The organism is Aerococcus sp. Group 1, from assembly GCF_000193205.1.
Classification (GTDB): domain Bacteria; phylum Bacillota; class Bacilli; order Lactobacillales; family Aerococcaceae; genus Aerococcus; species Aerococcus urinae_A.
The window spans coordinates 2,000,033-2,025,559 of sequence record NC_015278.1; the positions used below are offsets into that span (position 1 = coordinate 2,000,033).

The window sequence follows — 25,527 nt, forward strand, 5'->3', positions numbered from 1 at the left end:
CTACCACTCAATCTCTTCTACTTGCTTAGGGTCGTCCTGGGTAACATTGGATTCCACCTGACCGTTTTTAATCCGGATCACCCGGTCAGCCATGTGGGCAATGTTTTGGTTGTGGGTAATAACAACGACTGTGGTTCCATTGTCTACTGACTGTTTTTGTAAGAGCTTGAGCACTTGTTGGCCGGTGTCATTATCCAGGGCCCCAGTAGGTTCATCACAGAGTAAGAGTTTGGGGTTCTTAGCAATAGCCCGAGCAATCGATACCCTTTGCTGTTCCCCACCAGAGAGTTGGGCGGGGAAGTTATTTTCCCGGTCTGCCAAGTTCACTTCCTTTAAAACCTCGCTAGCGGTAAAGGACTGGTCAGCAATCTGCTCAGCCATTTCCACATTTTCCTTAGCAGTAAGGTTAGGAATCAGGTTATAAAATTGAAAAACAAAACCCACATTATCGCGGCGATAAGCGGTGAGCTCGCGTTCATTAAAGTTGGCAATGTTCTTTCCAGCCACCCAGATTTCACCACTAGTGGCTTGGTCCATGCCGCCTAAAATATTTAAAACCGTTGACTTTCCGGCTCCTGAAGGCCCTAGGATAACCACAAATTCCCCTTCTTCAATAGTGAAGGAGACATTGTCGTTAGCAATCACTTGGCTATTACCTTGGCCATAGCTCTTGCAAACATCTTTTAGTTCAATATAAGACAAGTTGATCACCCTTTTTGTGAATAATTCTTCTTAGATAATATAATTATACTAATTTCTCATGAAAGAAACAAAAAAGCAACTGATAGCGTTCGCTGAAAATGGTCTCCCTATCAGTAATATGATAGAGTAAAAATAAGTAAATAAAATAAAGAACAGGAGATTTTTACATGCCCAACTTAGAAAATGTCCGTCTCATTGCTATCGATATGGATAAGACCCTCATTACCGATAGTGGTGACCTGCCCGACCGCTTCTCCAGCCTGGTAATAGAGCTTAGCCAAGTCGATGTCTTGGTTGCTATTGCTAGCGGCCGACCCAACTATACCTTAAAAGCCATGTTCCCTCACTTAGAAAACCAAATCGCTTTTATCTCCGATAACGGCGGTTATGTTAGCTACCAAGGTCAAGCCCTCTACCAGAAATTAATTGACCCTAAGGACTACCAAGCTATGGCCCGCTTTACCCAATCCATTCCCGGTAATATTGGGGTTCTATGTGGCTTAGACGGGGCCTATGTCGCCAAGGAAGCCAAGCTTTATGACGAAGCCTTGCGCTATTACTACTACCAACTCAATTATGTGGATGACTTGACCCAGCAAGACCTTCCAGCCAATAAATTCACCATCTACCTACCTAATAACGATAGTAAGGCCCAGAATGACCAAGCCTACGCCCCCAAATTTGGGGATGACTTCTCCGTTGCCGTATCGGGCTTGGACTGGATTGACATCACGGCTCTTGGCGTTGACAAGGGCCAAGGCATTAGCCACTTAGGCCAGGCAGAAGGAATTTCTCCCCAAGAAATGCTAGCCATTGGTGATAACTATAATGATATCCCCATGCTAGAAGTGGCTGAATTTAGTTATGCCGTAGCCAATGCCCATGATGATATCAAGGCGGTTGCCAAATACCTAGCCCCCTCTAATAACGACCAGGGGGTTATCCAAGTCATGGAAGCTGTCCTCCAAGCCAGGCAAGTTTAAAGCTTAAATAAACAAAAATGCCTCAGCCCTGCGCTTATTGCATGGGTTGAGGCATATTTATTATTCATCGATTAATTTAGCAAAAATCATCTTACCCGCATTGGTTTGAATGGCGCTGGTTACTTCGACTTCAACCTCTTCATCCATATGCAAGCGTCCTTCTTCCACCACAATCATGGTCCCATCATCCAAGTAACCGACCCCTTGTTGGCGTTCGGTCCCTTTTTTAATGATATGGACTTGCATGCGATCTCCAGGAATAACCACGGTCTTCATAGCATTGGCTAATTCGTTTAAGTTAAGAACCTTAATTTGATGGAAATGGCTGACCTTATTGAGATTATAGTCATTGGTCACGACCACCCCATTGACTTCCTTAGCCAGTAGCAGCAACTTCAAATCCACTTCTTCCTCTTCTTCAAAGTCGCCCGCATAAAATTCCACCGGCAAGTCCTCTAGGGCTTGGATCGCATTTAAAACATCTAAACCCCGCCGTCCCCGGACCCGCTTAGAGGCATCGGAAGAATCGGCAATGTATTGGAGTTCCTTGAGGACAAAGTTGGACACTAAAATCGTCCCTTCGATAATCCCAGTCTTTAAGACATCCAGAATCCGACCATCAATAATGACACTGGTATCCAATATCTTATAGGGCTTGAAGTTTTCCCAAGCTGCGCTCTCTTGCCCCGACTCCTTGTCGGACTTGGCTGGGCTAGGCTCATTTTCAGCCTCCTCTTCGTCACTAGCAGTCTCCTTGTCTTGGACACGGTCCCGTAAATTACTAATACGAATATTACGGAAGAAGGCCAGTATTTCATCACTCTTCACCCAGAGGACAAAATACCCTAAAAATGCAAAGAGAATGGTCAGAACGACCGGCAAGACATTACTAATAAAGTAAATATCCAAGGCAATCAAAGGAATATTAATCAACCAAGCCAGAATCAGCCCCATAACAATCCCTAAGAGGGCGATGAGGATATTGCTGATCGGTAGATCGCGAATCTCCTTCTCTAAACGTCTGACCAGTTTCTTTTCAAGTGGTTCTAATAATTTAATAAGAATTAGAAAAATAAGTGCTCCAATGATGATATTAATCCACGCTTGATTAACAAAGGTGTGAGACAAATTGGTCCACCGCCATAAGATGGGGAGGAGATAGTAACCAAAGCCTGCGCCCACTAATAACCACAGAAAATCAATAATCTTGGCCCATACATCTAATCGTTTCATCTTGTCACCTCCTTTCAATAACTATTATTTTATTTTCTATTACATTATACACAATATATCTTTTAAGTGTTAGTTAATTATACTCCCTATCGCCCCTGAGGGGGAAAGACTTCTTTGAGAACTTGGGTCAGGGTCTTGGCACCAATAATTTCAATGTCTTGACTATCTGTCGCCAGGCCTTGGAGATTCCCATAGGGGATAAAAATCCGTTTAAATCCTAATTTTTCCGCTTCTTGGATCCGTTCATTAATCCGGGAAATCCGGCGAATTTCACCGGTTAGGCCAATCTCACCCACAAAGCAATCGCTGGCCTGGGTCTCCTTCTCCCAGTAACTGGAAGCCACAGCTATAGCAATAGCTAGGTCAATGGCTGGTTCATCGAGCTTAACCCCACCGGTTGACTTGAGATAGGCGTCTTGGTTCTGCAGCATGAGATGGGCCCGCTTCTCTAAGACCGCCATAATGAGAGTGACCCGGGAATAATCCAAACCACTGGCCGTGCGACGGGCATTACCAAAGGCCGTGGCCGACAAGAGGGCTTGGATTTCGGTTAGGATCGGCCGGGTTCCTTCCATGGAAGCGACCACAGCGGACCCATTGGCCCCCATGAGCCGTTCTTCTAAAAAGAGCTGGCTGGGATTGGTGACCTCTTCCAGGCCCTGGCTTTTCATATCAAAAACTCCGATTTCATTGGTCGAGCCAAAACGATTTTTGACCGCTCTGAGGATCCGGAAGGTGTTATGCTTTTCTCCTTCCAAGTACAAGACCGTGTCCACCATATGTTCGAGAATCCGCGGTCCGGCAATATTACCTTCCTTGGTCACATGGCCGACCACAAAGATGGCGATTCCAGAACTTTTGGCAATATGCATGAGTTCACCAGTCGCTTCTCTGACCTGGCTGACACTGCCGGCCAGGGATTCATTATTAGGATGGACCATGGTTTGGATGGAGTCAATCACCACAAAGTCGGCTTGGGTATCTGAAATAGCCGCTTGAATAGCCAAGAGGTCGGTTTCGGCATAAACAAAAAAGTCCGCATCCTGGTAGCCTAGGCGGTCAGCCCGCATCTTGATTTGATGTAAACTTTCTTCACCGGAAACATAGAGGACCCGGCCACCATTATCACTTAATTGCTTAGCTACCTGGAGGAGCAGGGTCGACTTTCCAATGCCGGGATCCCCACCAATCAGGGCCAAAGACCCAGGGACTACCCCGCCACCGAGGACCCGGTTGAACTCGCCTAGGCCAGTCTTGACCCGCTTTTCTTCCGCCTGGCTGACTTCCTTGAGACGTTCAGGCTTGGCTTTTTTCTGATTGACCTCTGTCCCAGCTTGGCGGATGGGCTTCCCCGCAATCACTTCCTCTTCCAGGGTATTCCAAGCCCCGCATTGGGGACATTTCCCATACCACTGAGGTGATTCATAGCCACAAGCCTGGCAGGTGTAGACAGTTTTTCGCTTCTTTTTTGCCATTCCTTCCCTCTACTTTCTCTTATTGTCCGGAACTTCCAAAACCACCACTCCGCTCCTTCAGACCCCCACTATCTTGGTCAGTTTTCAGGTAGGGAGTAAAAATTCCCTGGGCAATCCGCTCACCCTTCTCAATCACCACATCTTCCAAGCCAAAGTTGAGCAGTTGGACATAGATGTGACCTTCATTGTTGGCATTATTATAGTAGTCACTATCAATAATCCCCACTCCATTAGGTAAGGTGAGGTTACGTTTCCAAGGGTTACTGGACCGAGAAATAATCTGCAGGTATTCATCGTGAGGCATATAGACCTTAAGCCCGGTCGGGACCAGGGTAGGTTGGGTAATCTTCGCTAAATCGCTTGTTCCTTCTCCCGCAGCCGCTTTGACAGCTGCCGACCAGAAGGAAGGCAAAAGTACTTTTTCAGCAGCCTCAATGTCATAGCCAGCCGCAGAAGTGGTTTGCCTTTGAGGCAGGTTAATCCCTTGATCTTTGTAGGAACTGACAATTTCAAATCCTCTTTTTGCCATTACTTTCTTCACGCTCCGCTTCTTTTATCCATTATATAATGGAAGAACCACTTCCCAAAACAAAAGCCAAAGCCTTAAACAAATTTTATCCTTCTTTGCCTAGGAGATTTTTTCCCTTACAATGATTAAGAAATACATCGTCTAGAAGCAATAATAAAGGAGTTTACTATGAATCGTTATACTGTTGCCTTCATTTTTGGCTTGATCGCCTTCGCCATTGCTCTCTACCGTCTCTTCAAAACCCGGGTCCCTGGTAAGGAAAAGTTCGACCATTATTTAAAAATTTCTTTCTGGGTCTTTATCGGTCTGGCCATTATTGCTGCTTCTTTCGGCCAATACCTGGGTTTAAGATAAAGTATTATATTGATGAGCATGCGTTCTGCTTTTGAAATTTGGTCGTTAAATGCCATGACACCGGCTCGAGCGCAAGATCTCTCGCCTAGCGAGCTTCAAGAGTCTGGGACAAAAGTCTCAGACTCTTTTCAAAATACGAACTATCTAATCAAAACGTGTTCCAAAAGTCAGCCCTGACGTCCACTTCACGAACTATGTGCGATAGGCTTGCGCCTATCTTCCATAGTTTGTTCCAGTGGTTCAGGGCTCTTTTGACTTTTGTCACACTCTCTAATTCACATCGCTTGCTTATCCATGGCTAACGACCTATTTCAAAATGTCACTCCTGCTCATAACTAGCTAATTAATGAATCTAATTTTATAGATTGTTATCGATCATAAATAATAAAAGACAAAAAGCGAGCCTAAGTGATTATTAATACCTAAGCTCACTTGGGAATAGTCCCTTCTCTTTATCCGTGGATTAATCCCGTTTTAATTCTCTTAATTGGTCAAAGAGTTCTTGGTTGGCTTGCAACTTATCGCGGTTTCCATAAACTACAATCTTAGCATCATCCATCACTTGACTAACGGTATCATTGAGCGCCAGTAAGTCTTCTTGCTGGGTATGGATGAGGTCAGAAAATTCCTGGTTTAGGTCGGACTTGCTTTGCTTACAGAAGTAACGCTTTAATTTGAGGGCGTTGACTTCTTTAGGGGTCAGTGGATACTGGTAATGGGTCAGGGAACCAATAATCCGCTGTTCGACAAAGTCTGGATTTAAATCTAAGTCTTTAAAGGACTGGTCCATATTTTGGTAGACTGCTAGACTTTGTTTCAGATGGGGGTCACGGTAGGAATAAGCTAAGACCCCGCCAGCAGGACTCATGGAAAGCCCCGCCCCATAGGCTCCCGCTTGGTATGGTGACCCCAATAAGTTGGACTTTATATATAGTGAGTTGGCCTTTGGCCAGCTCTTTTTTGTTGCTTACAGTTCTTGCTTATTTCTTGCCGACACATTTACTCAGAAATTTAAACTTGTCAAGAGGAAGAGCGTAGCGGCTCTTGATAAGTTTAAAGTTTATGTGTAATCATTAAGCGGCGAAAGAAGCGTGATGAAGACGAAATTCTATAGGACTCCTAAAATCTAATTTTCTTTGATTCTTTCACCATTGTAATAGATTATAAAATCTTCAATCGCTTGTGCTAATTCTTCAAAGGAATGATAAGTCCGACCATAGTAGACTTCTTGTTTTAGTAGACTAAAGAAATTCTCCATTGGCGAATTATCTAAGCAATTTCCTTTACGAGACATACTTTGAAAAATTCGGTGATCCTTCAAGAGCCGGGTGTAACTTTTCATTTGATAGGCCCAGCCCTGATCAGAATGAAAGGTTCTTCTGTATGGACATAATTTACTTGCTTCAATGGCAGCTTGTAGCCCCTCCAACATGCTTTGTCCATTAGGCTGATGTGTTATCTTAAAAGAAATAATTTCTCGATTAAATAGATCCATGTAAGGATCTAAATAGAGTTTTCCAGTTTGATAATTCCCAGAATCATCGGCATAGTAGTATTTAAATTCTGTTGTGTCTGTTGTTATTTTTTGATAAGGAATGGTCGAATCAAACCGCCGGTTGATACGATTTGGCGCTATCTCTCCAATCGTTCCTTTGTAGGAATTATATTTTCTTGTCTTTCTAGTATAGCTAGTGACCTGTATCCCCATAATTTTCATTAGGCGTTGAACTTTGTTTTTACTGACCTTATAACCACGGGAAAGCAGTTCAGCTCGCATTCTTCGATAACCATAATCCTTATGGGTTTCTCTGATGTCTTTCATTTCCTCTTTTAAATCGGCATCCTTATCAATTTCCTCATCTTTATTTTTCCAATAAAAGTAGGTCGATTTAGGAAACTTTAAAACGCTAAGAATATCTTTTAAAGCATATTTTTCATCATGGAGACGTGTGATTTCGGTCACTATTTCTTCTTTTCTCGCTTGACTCTTTGAGCCACACGTCTCCTCAATCCTTTTAAAAATTTGTTCTCAATTTCTAAATCCGTAATCCGTTGTTCAAGTTCCTTTATTTTTGCTTCACTTAACTGATTGGTTTCGCTGCTATCCTTTATTTGATTGATTTGTGATTTCTTTTTAGACACTTTAGGTGGCCTTCCTTTCCTCGCGGAAAGGCCATCAAGTCCTCTTTCATGATAAGCTCTTCGCCAATTAGCGATTAGACTTGGATTATTCATGTTTAATGAATTGGCCAATTCGCGATAACTCATTTCCGTACTTTCATACAATTCTATCGCATTTAATTTGAATTCAACAGTATAAACCTGTTGAGTCCGCCTTTTCTTTAAACCATCTACACCAAATTCATAATAGTTATTAACCCACCTTCGTAAAATAGAAGGATCTATTCCTGCTTTATTAGCTAAGGTTCGATAACTTCCTTTTTTCGCAATATAGTCTCCTACTAAATTCAGTTTAAATTCTAATGAATATTTAGACATAAAAATAACCCCCAAAAGTTGAATTCTTAGTCCAACTTTTGGGGGTCACTACAAATCGCCCGATTGGACCGTGTAGGATGCACTTGAGGTTGTGTTTTCAGCGGGTTTTTCTGACTTTTGTTCATTAGCTTCAGGACTTGCATCTGACTTTCTTAATTCCCATTTTAGAACATAGCGGCCGTTACCAACATAGTCGACCCGATATTGTTTGTATTTAGACCAGTCAGCATGTTGATGACCAAAGGCCATGGCTTCTTCAACAGTCTTAAAAGTTTGGTCTTCTTTTTGCCAACCATCTTCTACTCTAGTCGTGTCCGCTTTAGCTGGTTTTTCACTTTCTTGAATAACTTCGCTGCTTGGTTTTGTTGTTGAAGTTTCTGCCTTGACAACTAATTTGTCGCCAGGGTGGAGCATGTAGTTAGCGCCTAATTTATTCCAGGACATCAAGTCTTGGATACTTACCCCGTACTTGTTACTGATTCTCCAGAGAGAATCGCCGGATTGAACTGTGTAGGAAGCGCTAGGAGTTGTGCTTTCAGCAGGTTTTGCGGCTTCACTTGGTTTTTCAGTACTTAGTTTTCTTGTTGGAACTTCTGTCTTGTCAGGTGCTTGAACCACTAACTTGTCACCTGGATGTAACATGTAGTTAGCGCCTAACTTGTTCCAAGTCATGAGGTCTTGGATACTTACGCCATGCTTGCGACTGATTCTCCAGAGAGAATCGCCGGATTGGACGGTATAGGGGCCACTGACAGCTGGTTTTTCAACCGCTTTGTTGGTCGCTACAGGTTTTTCACTGTTTGTTTTGACTGAGCTTGTCGTTTCAGTGTTTTGACCACTCGCTTGAGGATTCTTCAATTCCCATTTAAGGACAAAGCGATTAGGGCCGGCGTAATTGACCCGGTATTGTTTATACTTGGACCAATCTGCGTGTTGGTTCCCATAGGTCATCGCTTCATCAAGAGTTTTGAAACTGTGCCCTTCTTGAACCCAGCCACTGGATGCACTACCTGGATTAGCTTCTGCTAAGACTTCTGGTGCATCTGCCACTTGTAAAGCTGCCGACGACAATAAGGACAGTGATGCCAGGCTAATCCATTTATTATATTGATTCATTTTTTGATTTCTTGCTTTCATTTTAATAACCTCCCTTAGGGAAAGACGGCATACCATGCTCTCTTTTCACTTATATTATAACAAGCCCTCAATAGGAGTTAAAGTCATATTGTAACATTTCTGTAATATTAACCATTCCTTAAACTTTCTAATGCTATTTTCCGAAAAAGTAGTGAAAGTCCTTATTTATAGGCGTTTTTATAAGTTTTCATTAACTTTATAAGTAAAGAAAAGCTGATCAAAGCTTGCTTTATGACAAACTTCTGTAATATTTACGTAATATTATTTCATCGACTAGTTAAGAAAATAAAGAAAGTAAGCGTTTCCTAAGGGGCGATCCCCATGTTTCATTAGCTGGAAAAGTGGTATCATAGGGACAAATAAGGAACGTGCGGTTCCATAAAGGAGTGAACAGTGTGCCAGTCAAAAAGTTGGAAGCCAATATCACCCAATCCATGGTCAAAGAAGAAGTTCATGTCTTAAAGGAAATCCTTGATGACACCACCCATAAGATGGTGGGGGACCAAGTCTTTGAAATGATCCAAGGTTTGGTTGACCTCTCCATGAAAGAAGACTACAAGCAACTGGAAAGTGTCGTCGCCCAGCTCAGTAACGATGAAATGGTGGTTGTTTCCCGCTATTTTTCGATTTTGCCGCTACTAATTAATATTTCTGAAGATGTCGATTTCGCCTATGAAATCAACTATCAAAACAATACCGACCAAGACTACCTGGGTAAACTCGCCTTAACCATTGACCGGGTCAGCCAAAGTGACCAGGCCAAGGAAATTCTCGAACACGTCAATGTGGTTCCCGTCCTAACGGCCCATCCGACCCAAGTCCAACGTAAGACCATACTGGAATTGACCAATCAAATCCACCACCTCTTGCGTAAGTACCATGACGTCAAAGCTGGCGTAGTTAACCGCGACAAATGGTATACCGACTTGCGCCGCTATGTTGAAATTATTATGCAGACGGACATTATCCGGGAAAAGAAACTCACCGTCCGTAATGAAATCACCAATGTGACCGCCTACTATAACAATTCCTTAATCCGGGCCATCACCAAGTTGAGCCGGCAATACCGCCACTTAGCGGCTCAAAAGGGGATCGAGCTCGACCAAGCCAAACCCATCACCATGGGTATGTGGATTGGGGGCGACCGCGACGGCAACCCTTACGTTACCGCCGAAACCTTGCTTCTGTCTGCCACCACCCAAAGCGAAGTCATCCTCAATTACTACATTGACAAGGTCCATAAACTCTACCGCAACTTCTCCCTGTCCACTACCCTAGTAGACATTAGCCCCGCCATGGAAGCTTTGGCAGCCAAGTCTAATGACAAGTCCATTTACCGGGAGAATGAGCCTTACCGCCGGGCTTTCCACTATATCAAGGCTAAACTCGAACAGAACTTAGTCGAAGTCAAAAACGGCCTAAAAAGAGATGACCAGGCCCCAACCCCAAGCTACCAAAATGCGGAAGCCTTTAAAGCTGACCTCTTAGTGATTAAGGAGTCACTACTAGCCCATGGCGAAGACGCTCTTTTAACCGGGGACTTCAATGAGTTAGTAGAAGCCATCGATATTTTTGGCTTTTACCTAGCCACTATCGATATGCGTCAAGATTCCAGTGTCAATGAAGCCTGCGTGGCGGAATTATTGAAGTCAGCTAAGATCGTCGACGACTATTCCTCGCTCTCGGAACCAGAAAAAGTTAAAGTCCTCCTCAAAGAATTACTGGAAGACCCCAGACCTCTATCTTCGGCCCATAGCGAAAAATCTGAGCTCTTGGAAAAAGAACTGAAAATCTTTAAGACCGCCCGTTTCTTAAAAGACCAACTGGGCGACCAAGTGATCAAGCAACATATTATCTCCCACACCGAGAGTGTCTCGGATATGTTCGAACTGGCCATTATGCTTAAGGAAGTAGGCCTGGTTGATCCTAAACAAGCTCGGGTCCAAATCGTTCCCCTCTTTGAAACCATCGAAGACTTGGAAAACGCCCAAGGAATTATGGAAGAATTTCTCAGCTATGACCTGGTTCAAAACTGGATCAAAGCCAACCATGGCTACCAAGAAGTCATGCTGGGTTACTCTGACAGTAACAAGGACGGTGGTTACCTATCCTCCGTTTGGACCCTTTACAAGGTTCAACAAGAACTGACCCAACTCGGTGAAGACCACGGGATTAAGATCACCTTTATCCATGGTCGGGGCGGTACCGTGGGTCGTGGGGGTGGCCCTTCCTATGAAGCGGTCACTTCCCAACCTTTCGGCTCCATCAAGGACCGGATCCGTTTGACCGAACAAGGAGAAATTATTGAGAATAAATACGGTAACCAAGATGTGGCCTACTACAACCTGGAAATGTTAGTGTCGGCCGCCATTAGTCGGATCGTGCCGGGCTCCGTTGATAAGAAGGCTGACGTGGAAGACTTCTACCAAGACATGGATGACATTGTCCACTATTCCAACGGGGTTTACCGCCACTTAGTCTTTGATACGCCGGAATTCTATGACTATTTCTTTGAAGCCACACCAATTAAGGAAGTATCCAGCTTAAATATCGGGTCCCGTCCGGCTGCTCGTAAGACCATCACGGAAATCTCTGGTCTTCGGGCGATCCCCTGGGTCTTCTCCTGGTCCCAAACCCGGATCATGTTCCCAGGCTGGTATGGAGTTGGTTCCGCCTTCAAACACTTTATCGACCAAGATGCAGGCAACCTGGAAAAACTCCAAGCTATGTACCAAAGCTGGCCCTTCTTCCATTCCTTACTGTCCAATGTGGACATGGTTTTATCCAAGTCCAACATGAATATCGCCGAGCAATACGCTCAATTGGCAGAAAGCGAAGAAGTCCGCGCCGTCTTTACCACCATTCGCGATGAATGGCAATTAACCAAAGATATTCTCTTAGCCATTGAAAACCATAACGAATTCCTGGCTACCAACCCCTCCTTACGGGCCAGCCTGGACTATCGTCTCCCTTACTTCAATGTCCTAAACTACATTCAAATTGAATTGATCAAACGCCTCCGTCATAATGAACTGGATGAAGACTACGAAAAACTCATCCATACCACCATTAACGGAATCGCCACCGGTTTACGTAACTCCGGTTGATCCTTAAATAAAAAAGTGTTTCCGGAAAGCTTAAATTACAGCTTTCCGGAAACACTTTTTTCAATTCTTTATTATTTTAATTCTTCCCCATAAATTGTCCTTGGAACCACCAGCGGGCAAGGAAGGCTAGGGCACCGATGGCGAGATATGCGAAAGGCGGTAAGGCCCCGTTCCAGGATGGAGGTAAGATAGCTAGGGCGCCGACCAAGATCAGCATCCACAAGCCGACCACTAGAACCGAGAGCAAGATATAGCGACCAATGCCGCGTTTGCCCTTTTCTTGACTCATGTCGGGACTGTATTGGTTTAAGACTGCCATCGCTAAGCCCCCCATGACAAAGTTAACCACCAAAGCAGCCGGCCCAAAGGCGGTGGCTGAGTTAGCTTGGTTATTGGATAATAGGGCTGACAAGCCAGCGATAATAGAGAAGAGTCCGCCCACAAAGAGGGCCCCTTCTACCCAATGCATCCAGAAAGGTGCAGGGGCTAATTCCTTAGCGGTGGGTTGTTTTTCCAATTCTTCGGCGTATTGGTAGGGTTGACCGTAGAGCTGTTGGGCGGTTTGGCCACTCGCTTGAGTCTCCACCAAGCTGGTTAAGATCTCATGGAGGACTTCGGTCTTATTCCGACCGCGTAAGTCCTTATCTTTAATGGCCTTTTCAAATTGGAAGACAAATTCCTTATTGCGCTTGGTTAATTGAGGATAGAGGGTCTTATTTTCGGCTTCATATTGGTCGAGTTGGGCCTGGCGTTCGGCTGCTTGGTCGGTTTTTTTATCTTGATTGAACACGACGTCCACCTCCTAAACATTGAAGCGGAAGAGCATGACGTCGCCGTCTTGGACCTCATAGTCCTTGCCTTCCGAACGGTAGCGGCCAGCTTCCTTGCAGGCTTGGATACTGCCGTATTCGACCAAATCATCGTAGTGGACGGTTTCTGCACGAATAAAACCACGTTCAAAGTCGGAGTGAATAATCCCCGCTGCTTGAGGCGCATGCATGCCCTTCTTAAAGGTCCAGGCCCGGACTTCTTGTTCCCCGGCCGTAAAGTAGGTGGCTAGTCCTAGTAACTTGTAAGCTTGTTGGATCAAGACATCTAAGCCGGATTGGTCCATGCCCAAGTCTTCTAGGAACATGTCGCGGTCTTCCTCATCCATGGTGGCTAGGTCTTCTTCTAACTTAGCTGAAACCACCACCACTTCGGACCCTTCTGCTTGGGCTAATTGGCGGACTTGCTTGACATAGTCATTGTCCCCATCACTAGCATCATCTTCGCTGACGTTAGCCACATAGAGGACCGGTTTCATGGTTAAGAGGAATAATTGCTTAGCTACCGCCTCTTCTTCTTCGTTGAAGTCAACGGTCCGGGCTGGTTTCCCCGCTTCTAAGGCTTCCTTTAATTTCTTCAGGGTGTTGGCCTCGGTCACGGCATCGTGGTCTTTAGACTTAGCCATTTTTACCGCTTTTTCATAGCGCTTATTGACACTTTCCAAGTCAGCTAGGACTAATTCCAAGTTAATGGTTTCGATGTCATCTTGGGGGTTGATGCCGCCAGAGACGTGGGTAATGTTCCCGTCATCAAAGCAACGGACCACGTGGCAGATGGCGTCCACTTCCCGGATGTTAGCTAAGAACTTGTTGCCTAATCCTTCCCCCTTGCTGGCCCCCTTAACAATCCCGGCAATATCGGTAAATTCAAAGGTAGTTGGGATGGTCTTTTTAGGTTGGTAGATTTCACTAAGCTTCCACAAACGTTGGTCGGGCACTTCCACAACCCCCACATTAGGGTCAATGGTCGCAAATGGGTAGTTAGCGGCTTCCACTTGGGACTTGGTTATGGCGTTAAATAAGGTAGATTTCCCCACATTAGGCAAACCCACGATTCCTGCTGTTAAAGGCATGGTTTTTCGGTCACTCTTTCTCTTTAAAATTCATCATCTTCACTTAGCCAGTTCTTAGTTGCGGGCCAGCTTTTCGTCTGCAGCAGCTGGCGCCTATACTACTGGCGGTTACTTGCCTTGGTCATCATGGCCAATGACTTTTTTCATTTTCTTTTCAAATTCACGACGCGGCATCATGACAGATTGACCGCAGCCTTGGCACTTCATGCGGATATCAGCCCCCATTCGGATCAACTTCCAGGCATTGGTCTTACACGGATGGGGCTTCTTCATTTCCACAATATCATTTAAATCATAATTCTTTTCAGCCATCTTCTTCACCTCAATCATCAAAACGAATGTCTAAAATATCCAAGATCCGGGTGAGGTCTTCTTGGGATAGGTATTCAATTTCAATCTTGCCGGCTTGGCCCTTGGGTTTAATCTGCACATTGGTGCCGAACTTATCCATGAGGTGCTCTTCTCCTTCGAGTAAATAAGTTGGCTTTTCGGCCTTATTATTGGCCACTTTGGGAGCTGGTTGGACCGGTTCGTTAAGGTTTTGAACCATTTTCTCCAAGTGGCGGACGGTTATCCCTTCATCAACCACTTTCTTGGCCAGGCGGCTTTGGTCTTTCTTATTTTTCAACCCTAACAAGGTCCGGGCTTGGCCCATGGAAAGTTTTTGGTTTTGGAGGAGCTCTTTGACATCTTCATTTAAGTCTAAGAGTCTCAAGGTATTGGCCAGGTGGGACCGGCTCTTGCCGAGACGTTTGGCGGCTTCAGCCTGGGTCAGGTCGAGTTCATCCATTAAGTTGCGGTAGGCCTGAGCCTCTTCTAGGGGCGTCAGATCTTCACGTTGCAGGTTTTCAATGATGGCGGTCTCGATCATTTGAGCGTCGGTCATTTCCCGGACTAGGGCTGGAATCGTATCATAACCCGCTAGTTTCATGGCCCGGAAGCGGCGTTCCCCGGCAATAATTTCATAGCCCTTAATGGCTGACTTTCTCAGGGTAATGGGTTGTAAGAGCCCTTGTTCTTCAATGGAATCAGCTAATTCTTGCAGGGCGCTGGGGTCAAATTCGGTCCGTGGTTGGTAGGGGTTGGGACGAATCTCATCAAGAGGAATCTCTTGGACCTGGTCTTTGTGACTTTCTCCTGGGCCGCTCTCACTCGCTTCGGCCTCTTGGGCTTCTTGGTCGATGGCTTGAGCCTGTTGAGTCAGGTCGGTGGCTTCATTATCGAAGGAGTCTCCGGGAAAGAGGGCCCCAATCCCCTTACCCAAGCCGCGATTTTTCTTATTGGTCATTTGCGAGCACTTCCTTTGCCAGTTGTAGGTAGACTTGCGCCCCTTTGGAACTCATATCGTAATCAATAATCGATTGGCCATAGGAGGGCGCTTCCGACAAACGCACATTACGCGGGATCAAGGTGTTATAGACCTTGTCACCAAAGTATTTGCGAACTTCTTCCACCACTTCGTTGGCCAGGTTGGTCCGTGAGTCGAACATGGTCATCAAGACCCCTTCAATCTTCAAGTGGGGGTTAAAATGTTTTTGGACCAATTGAATGGTATTAAGCAACTGGCTCAAGCCTTCCAGGGCATAGTATTCACTCTGTACCGGAATCAAGATCGCATCCGCCGCGGTAAAGGCATTAATGGTCAAGTGGCCCAAGGATGGTGGGCAATCGATAATGACATAGTCGTAATTTTCCTTGACCCCATCAATGGCCTGCTTCATCCGGGCTTCCCGGTGGGGGAGGTTAGTGAGTTCCACTTCCGCTCCCGCTAATTGGATGGTGGCTGGGACCAGGACCAGGTTTTCCCGCGATGATTGCTGGATGGTAGTCGCCATATCCACATCATTGACTAAAACGTCATAAATATCCCGTTCGACTTCCGCCTTAGAGATGCCTAAACCACTGGTGGCATTTCCCTGGGCATCACTATCGACTAAGAGCACTTGTTTGTCTGAATAAGCCAGTGCAGCAGCTAAATTGACTGCTGTTGTCGTTTTACCGACGCCGCCTTTTTGATTGGCAATGGCAATGACCTTCCCCATGATAATCCTCCTAAAACTTAGCAATGAAAAAAGGAACGAATGCGTTCCTTAATCCCCGCATTTCTTCCAAGTTAATCATTAACTCTTCGCTATCTTTTCTACTGTATCCGTTAAGCGCTCTTCCCTCAATCAGGAAAAGCGGTCCTTAGCGTATCAAATAAGTCTGCCTGGACGATTGCTGAGCTTTGAAATTGGCCTAAAATCAACCGCTCCAGACCCCAGTCACGAGCTTAAAAACTTATTTGCATCGGTCTCTTTTATTGTATCAAAAAAAGCTTGACTTTGCTCAAGAAATATTAGCTCTTCCACTACGACTTACCCTTAGAGGTAAAGGTCCCGTTTAGAAAAATAAACCACCGCTCCATAATCGACCACCAGACTAGCCACCACCATCACTAATGACGACATGAGAAAATAATGGGTATTTGAACAAATCTTATCCGGATCATAAACAGTAAATAAGGTGGCATAATCCAGCCAATCCAGCTGCTTAGATAATTTCCGAAAAACATCGGCCAGGTAAAAATACAAGACCAGGGGTGTAGAATAGGCCAAGGCCTGGTTACTGTTGTCACTGATCACACTCAGTAACAAGCACAAGGACCCTATCAACATAAAGAGGGCCAGCAATTCCCCGTTAATCTTCGCCAGGTCAAAAAAGTCAAAGACTTGGTCCGGTAAAAAGACTTTACCAACTAAAGCCCCAAGGAAGGCCACTAAGGCCAGGAAAAATAAGACCCCTTTAAAGACTAGGATTTGGCTCATTAAGAACTGCTTTCTCGAAACCGAAGCATTGAGGAAATAGACTAAGGAAGTATCCCCCAGAAGTTTAGCTGTCAAGCGGACCGCTAAAACAATGACCACCATCATGAAAATGTAAATGGCAATGGAATTATAGAAATTAATGTAAAGATAGTCGTTGACATTAGTCACATCCCCCTCCATGCCAAAGGCCATCAACATGTTGTCAGGCAGGCCTTTGAGCATGTCGGCATAGCCAGCATTACTATTGACCCAAGGAAAGACCGCTAACAGAGATACTTCTGCAATGAAGACTAATAGGGTCACCAGGGTCAAAAAGCTTCGATTCATTTTTAAGGCAGTTTGACAGATCACTTTTACAGGCATCTTATTCGCCCTCCCCGTAATATTTTTGAAAAATCTCGCGTAAAGTCACCTTTTCACAATCCAAAGCAAGAATGTCGTGTTGGGCTAATTCGCGGACTAGGTGATTGCAATCGCCCAAAAGAGCCAGCCGGTAAGTCTGATTTCCTAAGTCCTCGACCCCACTTAGGTTGGGACTAAGGCCTTCCTTATCGCCCAACTTCACTAGCAAAAAGTCTTGCATTTCCGCATGGAGTTCTGCGATTGAGAGTTCTTTAACGATTCTTCCCGCTTTGATGATACAAATGTCATCCGCAATCCGCTCAACCTCCTCCAAGACATGGGAAGAGAGAAAGATGGTTTTCCCCTTGGCCTTTTCCTCCTTTAAGAGCTGGATCAATTCTTCCTGCATGAGGGGATCTAGGCCCGTACTGGGTTCATCCAAGATAATAATGTCAGGATCACACATAAAGCAAGCCACCAGGGCCAGTTTCTGCTTCATCCCCTTGGACATCTTGGGGATAGGAATGTCCATGTTTAAATGGAAACGCTCGATTAGACTTTGAGCCCGGCTGGGATTTGGGTCATGGTGGATCTTCCCCTGCATAGCCAGGAAATCTTGGGCTGATAAGCCACTGGGAAAGACAATTTCTCCAGGCAAGTAACCCAGCTTATCCTTGACCCGGTCTGCTTCCTGCCAGCAATCATAACCATTAATAGTCAAAGACCCCGAGTCTGCCTTTAAAAATCCCATCAGATGGCGGATAGTGGTCGATTTTCCCGCCCCATTCGGTCCGATAAAACCCATCACTTGTCCGGCATCGACTTCAAGGCTAAGGTCAAAGATACCCTTCTTATTCTTAAAAGACTTGGTCACATGATCAATTTTAATCAAGTGCTTCACCCCCGAATAACTTCATTCTTAGGATAACTTGCTGGATTCTTCTAGGAAGGTTTCCTCAACAAGTCCCTTATATTTGAATAAAATTATACTCTAAAATATATAATTTGAAACCCCTATTTTTAGCCAAGAAAAAAAGAGAGCCGGTCCCAAAAGACCAACTCTCTAGAAAATTCTTTAGATGACTTCACTGTTAAGCGATATGGAAAAACTTGCGCAGACGTTCTGCCTGCTTGTGACCGATAATGACATCCAGTTGCCGGCCCTTAGCGATAGCGGCGACATAAACGATAACACCCACACTAGCCAGTACTAGTAATTCCACTATGGCGCCCAAGCGATTAGGGGCGCCGATAACGACCTTGAAAAAGATCAAGAGTAGACCATCAGCCAGTAGCATGAGTCCACTCGCCTTCAGAGCCCCTGATAAGCGCGACAAGATCGCCTTGGCTCCTAACTTTACCTGCGAGCGAATGACCAGTAGGTAGTAAACACACATATAGACGAAGGCCAAGATGGAGGCATACATAGCCCCCTCACTACCAAAGACCGCCAGGAGCGGAAATTGAACGATCAACTTCATCGCTACCCCAAAGACAATCCCAATCATGGCCCGTTTTTGGTCATCCATGGCTTGGAGAACCATCACTAAAACCGAGAAGAGTCCCATGGGAATCGCCATCACTGAAGAGACCTGTAAGTACCATTCACCTAGGGGGTCATAAATCCCATAGAGGAGTTGGTAAACCGGACCAGCAACCAGGGCCATCCCCAAGGAAGCCGGTAACATAACTAGACTGAAAAGATTCAAGGTATGTAAGATCACTTCCCGAGTTTTGGTGAAGCTGGCCTTGACCTTTTGTGTCAACTTGGCCCGGCGGTAGTGGGTCAATTCCCGAATATAGGTATCGGTCACCACTGGAACCGAAGTCGAAGCAATGGCGGTCGCAAAGGAGAGGATGATTTGAATCACCCGCCGCGCATTAGCGTTGAAGACCCCATATTGGTAGACTAGTTGATCATGGGGTAAGTCACTCACCTGCTGCATCATCGGCATATAGGTATTCATATCGATCAAATTGATGGCTTCAACAATTGACCCGGTGATGACAAAGGGAATGGCCACCCGGACAATCTCGAATAAGAGGCTTTTGGTAGACACCGTATTGGTATCCACATAACCTTCTGGCATCTGGTACTGGTCCTTATCACGGATATAATAGAAAACCAAAGTGATAATGGCTACCACCGCACCGATAAAGGCCGCAAAGGTGGAGTGTCCAACCGCTGCCGCCACCGAGCCATCTAAGAGTTGGCGGATCACATAAACCGCCACCAGCATATAGGCTACCCGGGCGATCTGCTCGGTCACCTGGGAGATGGCACTCTGCTTCATCTCCAGATAGGCTTGAAAGCCCCCTCTAAGAATAGATAAGAGGGGGATCACGGCCAAGGCCGGCACCAAAGAGCGGATGACTAAGACCACATCCTCTTCGCTAGCCGCAGGTAAATTCTGCGACAGGGCCGGCGCTGCCAGGTAAAGGAGGAGGGCACAGACTAGACCGGTGATGGTCATTAGAATGGTCCCACTCTTAAAGAGCCGGCGACTGGTCCCATATTCTCCCCGGGCCATGTAATTGGTCATCTGCTTAGAAATGGCGGCCGGCACGCCAGCAATGGCCACCGATAAGAAAATCAAATAATAATTGTAACCAATACTATACAAGGCATTGGCCTGGGTTCCCGTATGGGGGTCTCCAATCCAACGCATCCAAGGAATAATATAGAGGACCCCGATGATCCGTGAGACCATACTGGATATGGACATCCAGGCCGATCCTTCATTCAATTTGGCTTTTGCGCGTGCTTCCTGGTCGATGGTTTCCAGGTCTTTTTCATTTTTTGGCATCATTACTCTCCCAGAATTGTTTGACATGTTTTTTATACATCATAATCCTACTTATTGTACTCAAATTTAGCCATCAATTCAATACAACTTCCCTTGGCTCTGTCAGTCAGCCCCTTAAGCTCCATCGCTCTAGGGCAAAAATTGCCTGAGCTTTAGGCAGTTTTTTGCTATAATGGGAGCTGTTAGACAAGATTTCGCTTATGTTTAGTAAAATAAATATAAAAGCAATTACACAATTAGCAAAGGACTATTATGATTTTTAAAGAAATTTCAGCCGATCAACTTGAACACTTTCAACAAAAGCAGCCCGACCGTCACTTCTTTACCCAGGGCGCTGACTACCAACGCCTGGCCGAAAGCAACCAGACCACTTCCAAAATCCTGGCGGTCGTCGAAGGCGAGTCCCTACTGGCTTATGCCACCTTCATCTACTACCCCTACAAAAAGTTTTTCTACAAGGTGACCACCCAATTCGGTCCCATTATGGATTACACTAACCAAGACCTGGTCGATTTCTACTTCCACCACTTAAAAAATTACTTTAAGAAGAATTGGCGGGTCCTCTGTGTCCGGGTCAACCCCTTCCTCAATGAACGCTACTTCTCCGATGTCGACTTTATCGAGGATAATCCCCAAGCAAATGAGGTAGATAAGATCCTTCAGGCGGAAGGCTATATTAAAACTGACCATGACCTCTTCGATGATCCCACCCTGGCCACTCGTTGCGTCTTTTCCAAGGATTTGACCGGACTCACTAAGGATAATCTCCTGAAGCATGTCTCGCAAATTGCCCGCTACACCATCAACCGCACTATCAAGGAAGGCGTGCAAGTGCGGCCACTAAATATTTACGATGAAGCGGACTGTAAAATCCTCGATGCCATCAACCAAGAGACCTCAGAGCGGATTGGTTTTGAACTTAGAGACGCTAAATACTTCAAAAATCTCAAAAACATCCTCAAAGACGACCTCATCCTCGCCCTGGCCTATATTGATTGTGACTACTTCCTGAGCCAAACCAAAGAGACCATCGCCAAGCTCAAAGAAGAACGTCAGGACCTGGAAGACAAACTCGCCCTGGGTAAGGTCAACCCTAAAAAGACCAAGAATAAAATCCGCGAGCTCAATGAAAATATCGGTATTTGGGAAAAGAAAATTGAAAAGATCCAAAAGTTGAAGGAAGAAGAAGGCAATATCGTCAACCTGGCCTGCGCCAGCTTTATCCAATCGGCTGAGGACTTTATTTACTTCTCCAGTGGCGCCTTCAGCAAGTTTACCCGCTTTGAAGGGCCCTACGCCATCCTCTACCGTATGCTCCTAGAGGCCATTGACAAGGACTTTAGCTACTTTAATTTCTATGGGACCAGTAGCGACTTTTCTGAAGAGGGACCTGATTACGGCGTCCTCCAATTCAAGCGTAACTTCAAGGGGAATATTGAATGGTTCATGGCCAACTACGAATTAAGAAATGCCCTAGGGAAAATTGTTTCTTGGTAAGACTGACCGCTAGCTATAGTAAAAATAAGACGCTGGTGAAGCTACACATGCTCCACCAGCGCCTTTTTCTTGTGGACATTATTGACTAAAGCTTCTTTTTACTCGCTCAAAACCTTCCCTTAGAGCGGTCTAATACTTGTTGAGCTTTCATCTTATATCTATCTAAAGCCCATCAAAGGATCTACCCTTATTTTGTTTTAGCTAATTCTTGACAAGATAATTGGTAGAATAGGCCCGTAACCCCCACATTGACTAAAAGGAATAAAACCAGTTCAGCCAAGCTAAAGTCTTCAAGCGATCGACTGCGTAAGGCCACCATGACTTGAGAGTAAGGATAGAACGGCACCAAGTTTTCATTGATGAAGAGCAAGACAAAGCCACCCATAGCACCTAGGGCAGAAAGGCCCACTGACTGGCTAAAATTTCTGCTTTTAGAAAAGAGATAACTCTGAATAGAAAGAATGCTTGCCGAGGCCAACACTGACAGGGCAAGCCACTTTAAATTGACCAAGACATCCAGCGATAAAGCCAGGTCTGCAGCCAACACGCCTCCAAGATAAACTAAGAAAAGCATGACCTGGACGAGAACGACGATTCCAAGAACTGCTATCAGTTTACTAAAAAGCAGCTTCCAAATCGATACGGCATTGGCTCGAAGCATTTCGATATTTTTTCTTTCAAATTCTTGATTTAAGCTCATCGCCATAAATATAGCCAACATGGGCGCCGATAAAACCTGGCTGTAATAAAAAGTCAGCTGGCCCCACATGACTTGATATTGGGTACCTTCAGTAAAAACGGACTGGTTGGCAAAATAGATCCCCAAACCAATAAAGCTGGCTATGGCCAGAAAGACCAAGCCGATACAGAATAATTGGACTTTTCTCAATTTATACCATTCTTGTGCTAGATAGTCTCTCATGCTAAGGTCCTCTTTCTGGCAATCATAGCCCGGACGACAATCGCTATGATAGCTAGGTAAAGCAAATAAAGCAGTAAGCGTAATCCCAGACACCCATCCAAAACATAGTTGTAAGAACTACCATCAATCAGGTTAAATTTATAGGGGGCTAAGTAGCCTGCCCCTAAAAAAGGCAGGATAAAACTCCAAAGCGCTGAGGTTTTTGAGGCTAAAACCAGTCCAAAAAAGCCACCCATAAAACCTAAGGATAACAAAAGCCCTTGTTTTTCGATCACCAGCGCCAGGAATAAATAAAGAGTGATCAAGCTGAAACTGGCCAGAAATTGTCCAGTCACTTGCAGGAGACTGATTGATAGAGGAACATAGGCCCCATGGCTATAGGCATATAGAGTCACAAGCCCGGTTTGGACGATTGCAATCAGCAGGAAAAATAAGGCCGTGAGGAGCAATTTACTATCAAAAATCTTCAGTGTGCTTCTGCCATTGGCATTTTGCAGTTTAAAGGTCTGCCCCATTCTTTCATTGTTAACAATTCGACTGGTAAAAATACTAATGGCTATGGGGAGTAAGAGGCTGTTAACGGTTTGATTGTTAAACAAGACCCCTACCGCATCTAGTTGGCGGCTGGAAAACTCACTACCTAAACTAACTAGATTCCATAGCAAGGCTATTAGCATCAGGATGACTGCGATCGAAAATGACCGGGTTCGGCGACTCTTTAAAAGTTCGATTTGTAAAGCTTTCACCATCCTATACCTCCTTGGTTAACTGTAGAAAAATATCTTCCAAACTTTCCTGTTTGGACTCGATTCTAAAAAGCGGGAAACCCGTCTCAACCAAGGCTTTAGCGACCATGGCGACTTTGTCATCAGTCGTTGTCTTTATTTTCAAGAGATGGTCCGCCACTTCGAAGTCATTGGGCCCATAGTATTGACTTAACAAGCGCTCTAAGGCCTGGCATTCAAATTCTCCGCGAAACTCAATCCAATGATTGGCCTTGATTTGGTCAATTTCGCCTTCATAGACCAGTCGCCCCTGGTTAATGATGCCCACCCGATCAGCCATCTGTTCAATTTCCGATAAAATATGACTGGAAATAAAGACGGTCAAGCCCTGAGTTTTGGCTAGATTAATAATCAATTCTCTGACCTCGTGGATACCGCTAGGATCTAAGCCGTTGGTCGGTTCGTCAAGAAGTAAGATTTTGGGTTGCTTAACTAAGGCAAAGGCAAGGGCTAAGCGCTGTTTCATTCCTAAAGAATAGTCTTTGGCCAGTTTTTTCTGATTCTTCTCTTCAGCTAAACCGACTAATTCAAGGGTTTTCCAAATATTCCGCTTATCGAAACCTAGCATTTTTTGAAAGACTAGGAGATTTTCATATCCGGTTAAATTGGGATAGTAGGAAGGCTCTTCAATCATTGAGCCGATGTCATTTAAATAATCCCTATTTTCTAAAATGGATTGACCGCCGACTTCAATCTGACCCGATGAGGGTGGGATTAAGGATAGAATCATCTTCATGGTGGTGGTTTTTCCGGCCCCGTTAGGTCCCAAGAAACCATAGATTTCTCCTTTTCTCACGGTAAGACGATCCAAGTCAACCGAATGGTGGCCATTAAAGTCCTTCTTCAAATTTTTAAGTTCAATGATATTGGTCATGTCATGCCTCTTCCTATCAGTAAAACTTTTTGCAATATACTTTTTAGATCATATCTAATTATAGGTTGAAGCAAGTGGACCAGCCTTTACCTAAACTTACAAATCAAAGGGGTAAGCTTACAGTTTTGTAAGCTTAATTGATGTTTATTAACTCAAGGCCTGACTACGCTTAGCTGTGCTTATATCTAACCCCATGGCCCCAGAGAAGAGCCTTTCTTTAACTTCAAGGCAAAGAAAAAATGCCATACCATCACTGATATGACATTGTTTATCGACATGATTTTGATTTCAGTCATTGTCTTAGCCTTTAATAATGGCCACGATGACATCCTGGAGGGCTTGGAGGCCTTGGGCACTGACGAATTCGTATTGGCCGTGGAGGTTTTCCCCACCGGTAAAAATATTCGCGGTCGGGAGACCTTTGAAGTTAAAGACACAGCCATCCATGCCCCCGCGGAAGGGTTGGATATCTGGCTCAATCCCACAATCCCGGTAGGCTTTCAGGGCCCGCTCCATGACATAGGGGTGGTGGTCGAGGACTTCTTTAATATTCTTGTACTGGTCAGAAATTTCATAGCGGATCCGCGGCCGTTTGTACTGACTATTGATCTTATCCACCACTTGGGCAAAGATTTCCTTACGTTCTTGGAACTTGGCCTCGTCGTGGTCACGGATAATGAAGACTTGGTGAACTTGGCCTAAGTCCCCGTTTTGTTGAGTTAGCATAAAGTAACCCTCATAGCCATCAGTCTTTTCCGGCACTTGGTCTTTGGGTAAGTCATTGACAATTTGCGCCCCCAAGTGCAAGGGGTTGATGGCATTGCCCTTAGAAGACCCGGGATGGACACTCTTACCTTCAATCCAAACTTCCACCTGGGCCGCATTGAAGGTCTCTCCTTCAATCTTTCCGACCCGGCCAGAATCAGGAGTATAGGCAAAGTCAGCCCCAAAACCTTCCACGTCAAAGCGGTAGGCCCCTAGGAGACCGATCTCTTCATCGACCACAAAGGCAATCCTCACCTTCCCATGTTCAATTTCTGGGTGGGCCAGGAGGTATTCCATGGCCCCAATAATTCCCACCATGCCGGCCTTGTCATCGGCACCGAGCAGGGTGGTCCCATCACTAGTGATCAGAGTTTGACCGACATAGTCTTTGAGGAAGGGAAATTCCGCCACTTCCATGACAATCCCCTCAGCTTCATTTAATACCAGGTCCTGGCCGTCATAGTCTTCATGGACTTGGGGTTGGATATTCTCCGCATTAAAGTCAGCCGTGTCGACATGGGCAACAAAGCCAATCACGGGTAAATCCGCTTCTGTCGTTGCCGGCAGGGTAGCCGTCACACAGGCCCGCTGGCGGTCAAAGTCGACCTGGCTCAGGCCCAATTCTTCCATTTCTCCAGCAATGACTTCTAAGAAATCCAGCTGGCTTTGGGTGCTGGGGAAGGTCTCACTATACATATCAGACCGGGTATTGACCTTAGCATAACGGATAAAACGATCGGTTAAACTTTCAGCCATGGTATCAATCCTTTCTCTGGCTTAATGACTAGGAATCGAGCGGTCCAGTGGAA

22 protein-coding genes and 1 pseudogene are annotated in these 25,527 nt (G+C 45.2%); 4 read left to right on the top strand and 19 right to left on the bottom strand.

Annotation, left to right across the window (positions count from 1 at the left end):
* Positions 1–702 (bottom strand): ABC transporter ATP-binding protein, encoded by a 702-nt coding sequence (locus tag HMPREF9243_RS09310; protein WP_013669167.1) that lies wholly within the window; start codon positions 700–702, stop codon positions 1–3.
* A gap of 167 nt (positions 703–869) precedes the next feature.
* Between HMPREF9243_RS09310 and HMPREF9243_RS09315 the strand changes: the two genes are divergently transcribed.
* Entirely contained in the window at positions 870–1,685 is an 816-nt protein-coding gene (locus tag HMPREF9243_RS09315; protein WP_013669022.1) for a Cof-type HAD-IIB family hydrolase, read from the top strand.
* Positions 1,686–1,745: 60 nt separating this feature from the next.
* Here HMPREF9243_RS09315 and HMPREF9243_RS09320 read toward each other — a convergent pair whose 3' ends face one another.
* From HMPREF9243_RS09320 to HMPREF9243_RS09330, 3 genes are all read right to left on the bottom strand, one after another.
* Positions 1,746–2,918: a PIN/TRAM domain-containing protein gene (locus HMPREF9243_RS09320; RefSeq protein WP_013669750.1), complete on the bottom strand. Its 1,173-nt coding sequence runs from the start codon at positions 2,916–2,918 to the stop codon at positions 1,746–1,748.
* Between the two features lie 86 nt (positions 2,919–3,004).
* Positions 3,005–4,393, bottom strand: a complete 1,389-nt coding sequence (gene radA, locus HMPREF9243_RS09325; protein WP_013668812.1) for a DNA repair protein RadA — start codon at positions 4,391–4,393, stop codon at positions 3,005–3,007.
* Between the two features lie 19 nt (positions 4,394–4,412).
* Positions 4,413–4,922, bottom strand: a complete 510-nt coding sequence (locus HMPREF9243_RS09330; RefSeq protein ID WP_041706889.1) for a dUTP diphosphatase — start codon at positions 4,920–4,922, stop codon at positions 4,413–4,415.
* A 168-nt stretch (positions 4,923–5,090) separates the two neighbouring features.
* Between HMPREF9243_RS09330 and HMPREF9243_RS09335 the strand changes: the two genes are divergently transcribed.
* Positions 5,091–5,276 carry a hypothetical protein gene (locus tag HMPREF9243_RS09335; RefSeq protein ID WP_013669567.1) on the top strand — a complete coding sequence of 62 codons (186 nt, stop codon included), beginning with the start codon at positions 5,091–5,093 and terminating at the stop codon, positions 5,274–5,276.
* Between the two features lie 463 nt (positions 5,277–5,739).
* Here HMPREF9243_RS09335 and HMPREF9243_RS09340 read toward each other — a convergent pair whose 3' ends face one another.
* From HMPREF9243_RS09340 to HMPREF9243_RS09355, 3 genes and pseudogenes are all read right to left on the bottom strand, one after another.
* On the bottom strand, positions 5,740–6,189 hold the full coding sequence (locus tag HMPREF9243_RS09340; protein WP_013668654.1) for a hypothetical protein: 450 nt from the start codon (positions 6,187–6,189) through the stop codon (positions 5,740–5,742).
* A gap of 160 nt (positions 6,190–6,349) precedes the next feature.
* A pseudogene (locus tag HMPREF9243_RS10420) lies at positions 6,350–7,775 on the bottom strand (IS3 family transposase).
* 48 nt (positions 7,776–7,823) lie between these two features.
* The gene (locus HMPREF9243_RS09355; protein WP_013669322.1) at positions 7,824–8,912 is read right to left on the bottom strand and encodes a LysM peptidoglycan-binding domain-containing protein; all 1,089 of its coding nucleotides are present in this window, start codon (positions 8,910–8,912) and stop codon (positions 7,824–7,826) included.
* Between the two features lie 395 nt (positions 8,913–9,307).
* On the opposite strand from HMPREF9243_RS09355, the gene ppc reads away from it, so the two are divergent.
* Positions 9,308–12,019, top strand: coding sequence for a phosphoenolpyruvate carboxylase (gene ppc, locus HMPREF9243_RS09360; protein ID WP_013669937.1), 2,712 nt, complete (start codon positions 9,308–9,310; stop codon positions 12,017–12,019).
* Between the two features lie 76 nt (positions 12,020–12,095).
* Here ppc and HMPREF9243_RS09365 read toward each other — a convergent pair whose 3' ends face one another.
* From HMPREF9243_RS09365 to HMPREF9243_RS10075, 8 genes are all read right to left on the bottom strand, one after another.
* The gene (locus tag HMPREF9243_RS09365) at positions 12,096–12,809 is read right to left on the bottom strand and encodes a DUF1129 domain-containing protein (protein WP_013669241.1); all 714 of its coding nucleotides are present in this window, start codon (positions 12,807–12,809) and stop codon (positions 12,096–12,098) included.
* A 12-nt stretch (positions 12,810–12,821) separates the two neighbouring features.
* The gene (ychF, locus tag HMPREF9243_RS09370; protein ID WP_013669818.1) at positions 12,822–13,919 is read right to left on the bottom strand and encodes a redox-regulated ATPase YchF; all 1,098 of its coding nucleotides are present in this window, start codon (positions 13,917–13,919) and stop codon (positions 12,822–12,824) included.
* Between the two features lie 108 nt (positions 13,920–14,027).
* Entirely contained in the window at positions 14,028–14,231 is a 204-nt protein-coding gene (locus HMPREF9243_RS09375; protein ID WP_013668998.1) for a DUF951 domain-containing protein, read from the bottom strand.
* A 10-nt stretch (positions 14,232–14,241) separates the two neighbouring features.
* Positions 14,242–15,207 carry a ParB/RepB/Spo0J family partition protein gene (locus HMPREF9243_RS09380; RefSeq protein ID WP_013668691.1) on the bottom strand — a complete coding sequence of 322 codons (966 nt, stop codon included), beginning with the start codon at positions 15,205–15,207 and terminating at the stop codon, positions 14,242–14,244.
* The gene (locus HMPREF9243_RS09385; RefSeq protein WP_013669632.1) at positions 15,197–15,961 is read right to left on the bottom strand and encodes a ParA family protein; all 765 of its coding nucleotides are present in this window, start codon (positions 15,959–15,961) and stop codon (positions 15,197–15,199) included. The genes HMPREF9243_RS09380 and HMPREF9243_RS09385 overlap by 11 nt, the downstream gene beginning before the upstream one ends.
* A gap of 321 nt (positions 15,962–16,282) precedes the next feature.
* Positions 16,283–17,089 carry a hypothetical protein gene (locus tag HMPREF9243_RS09390; protein ID WP_013668771.1) on the bottom strand — a complete coding sequence of 269 codons (807 nt, stop codon included), beginning with the start codon at positions 17,087–17,089 and terminating at the stop codon, positions 16,283–16,285.
* A gap of 1 nt (position 17,090) precedes the next feature.
* Positions 17,091–17,960 (bottom strand): ABC transporter ATP-binding protein, encoded by an 870-nt coding sequence (locus HMPREF9243_RS09395; protein ID WP_041706891.1) that lies wholly within the window; start codon positions 17,958–17,960, stop codon positions 17,091–17,093.
* Positions 17,961–18,159: 199 nt separating this feature from the next.
* Entirely contained in the window at positions 18,160–19,875 is a 1,716-nt protein-coding gene (locus HMPREF9243_RS10075; RefSeq protein ID WP_013669117.1) for a polysaccharide biosynthesis protein, read from the bottom strand.
* Between the two features lie 252 nt (positions 19,876–20,127).
* On the opposite strand from HMPREF9243_RS10075, the gene HMPREF9243_RS09405 reads away from it, so the two are divergent.
* A complete protein-coding gene (locus HMPREF9243_RS09405; RefSeq protein ID WP_013670024.1) occupies positions 20,128–21,372 on the top strand; it encodes a peptidoglycan bridge formation glycyltransferase FemA/FemB family protein in 1,245 nt (414 codons plus the stop codon).
* A 187-nt stretch (positions 21,373–21,559) separates the two neighbouring features.
* On the opposite strand, the gene HMPREF9243_RS09410 is transcribed toward HMPREF9243_RS09405, so the two are convergent.
* From HMPREF9243_RS09410 to pepT, 4 genes are all read right to left on the bottom strand, one after another.
* The gene (locus HMPREF9243_RS09410; RefSeq protein ID WP_013668658.1) at positions 21,560–22,294 is read right to left on the bottom strand and encodes an ABC transporter permease; all 735 of its coding nucleotides are present in this window, start codon (positions 22,292–22,294) and stop codon (positions 21,560–21,562) included.
* A complete protein-coding gene (locus HMPREF9243_RS09415; RefSeq protein ID WP_013669661.1) occupies positions 22,291–23,043 on the bottom strand; it encodes an ABC transporter permease in 753 nt (250 codons plus the stop codon). Before HMPREF9243_RS09415 ends, HMPREF9243_RS09410 begins: the two co-directional genes overlap by 4 nt.
* A 1-nt stretch (position 23,044) precedes the next feature.
* The gene (locus HMPREF9243_RS09420) at positions 23,045–23,953 is read right to left on the bottom strand and encodes an ABC transporter ATP-binding protein (protein ID WP_013669663.1); all 909 of its coding nucleotides are present in this window, start codon (positions 23,951–23,953) and stop codon (positions 23,045–23,047) included.
* Positions 23,954–24,253: 300 nt separating this feature from the next.
* Positions 24,254–25,474 (bottom strand): peptidase T, encoded by a 1,221-nt coding sequence (gene pepT / locus HMPREF9243_RS09425; protein ID WP_013668671.1) that lies wholly within the window; start codon positions 25,472–25,474, stop codon positions 24,254–24,256.
* Positions 25,475–25,527 lie beyond the last annotated feature (53 nt).

Bases quoted from the DNA above. Each gene is read 5' to 3' on its own strand.
- HMPREF9243_RS09320 (WP_013669750.1), bottom strand. From the start codon at position 2,918: ATGAAACGATTAGATGTATGGGCCAAGATTATTGATTTTCTGTGGTTA.
- radA (WP_013668812.1), bottom strand. From the start codon at position 4,393: ATGGCAAAAAAGAAGCGAAAAACTGTCTACACCTGCCAGGCTTGTGGC.
- HMPREF9243_RS09380 (WP_013668691.1), bottom strand. From the start codon at position 15,207: ATGACCAATAAGAAAAATCGCGGCTTGGGTAAGGGGATTGGGGCCCTC.
- HMPREF9243_RS09385 (WP_013669632.1), bottom strand. From the start codon at position 15,961: ATGGGGAAGGTCATTGCCATTGCCAATCAAAAAGGCGGCGTCGGTAAA.
- HMPREF9243_RS09415 (WP_013669661.1), bottom strand. From the start codon at position 23,043: ATGGTGAAAGCTTTACAAATCGAACTTTTAAAGAGTCGCCGAACCCGG.
- HMPREF9243_RS09355 (WP_013669322.1), bottom strand. From the start codon at position 8,912: ATGAAAGCAAGAAATCAAAAAATGAATCAATATAATAAATGGATTAGC.
- HMPREF9243_RS09335 (WP_013669567.1), top strand. From the start codon at position 5,091: ATGAATCGTTATACTGTTGCCTTCATTTTTGGCTTGATCGCCTTCGCC.
- HMPREF9243_RS09405 (WP_013670024.1), top strand. From the start codon at position 20,128: ATGATTTTTAAAGAAATTTCAGCCGATCAACTTGAACACTTTCAACAA.
- HMPREF9243_RS09390 (WP_013668771.1), bottom strand. From the start codon at position 17,089: ATGCCTGTAAAAGTGATCTGTCAAACTGCCTTAAAAATGAATCGAAGC.
- HMPREF9243_RS09420 (WP_013669663.1), bottom strand. From the start codon at position 23,953: ATGACCAATATCATTGAACTTAAAAATTTGAAGAAGGACTTTAATGGC.
- HMPREF9243_RS09375 (WP_013668998.1), bottom strand. From the start codon at position 14,231: ATGGCTGAAAAGAATTATGATTTAAATGATATTGTGGAAATGAAGAAG.
- HMPREF9243_RS09410 (WP_013668658.1), bottom strand. From the start codon at position 22,294: ATGAGAGACTATCTAGCACAAGAATGGTATAAATTGAGAAAAGTCCAA.
- HMPREF9243_RS10075 (WP_013669117.1), bottom strand. From the start codon at position 19,875: ATGCCAAAAAATGAAAAAGACCTGGAAACCATCGACCAGGAAGCACGC.
- HMPREF9243_RS09330 (WP_041706889.1), bottom strand. From the start codon at position 4,922: ATGGCAAAAAGAGGATTTGAAATTGTCAGTTCCTACAAAGATCAAGGG.
- pepT (WP_013668671.1), bottom strand. From the start codon at position 25,474: ATGGCTGAAAGTTTAACCGATCGTTTTATCCGTTATGCTAAGGTCAAT.
- ychF (WP_013669818.1), bottom strand. From the start codon at position 13,919: ATGCCTTTAACAGCAGGAATCGTGGGTTTGCCTAATGTGGGGAAATCT.
- HMPREF9243_RS09315 (WP_013669022.1), top strand. From the start codon at position 870: ATGCCCAACTTAGAAAATGTCCGTCTCATTGCTATCGATATGGATAAG.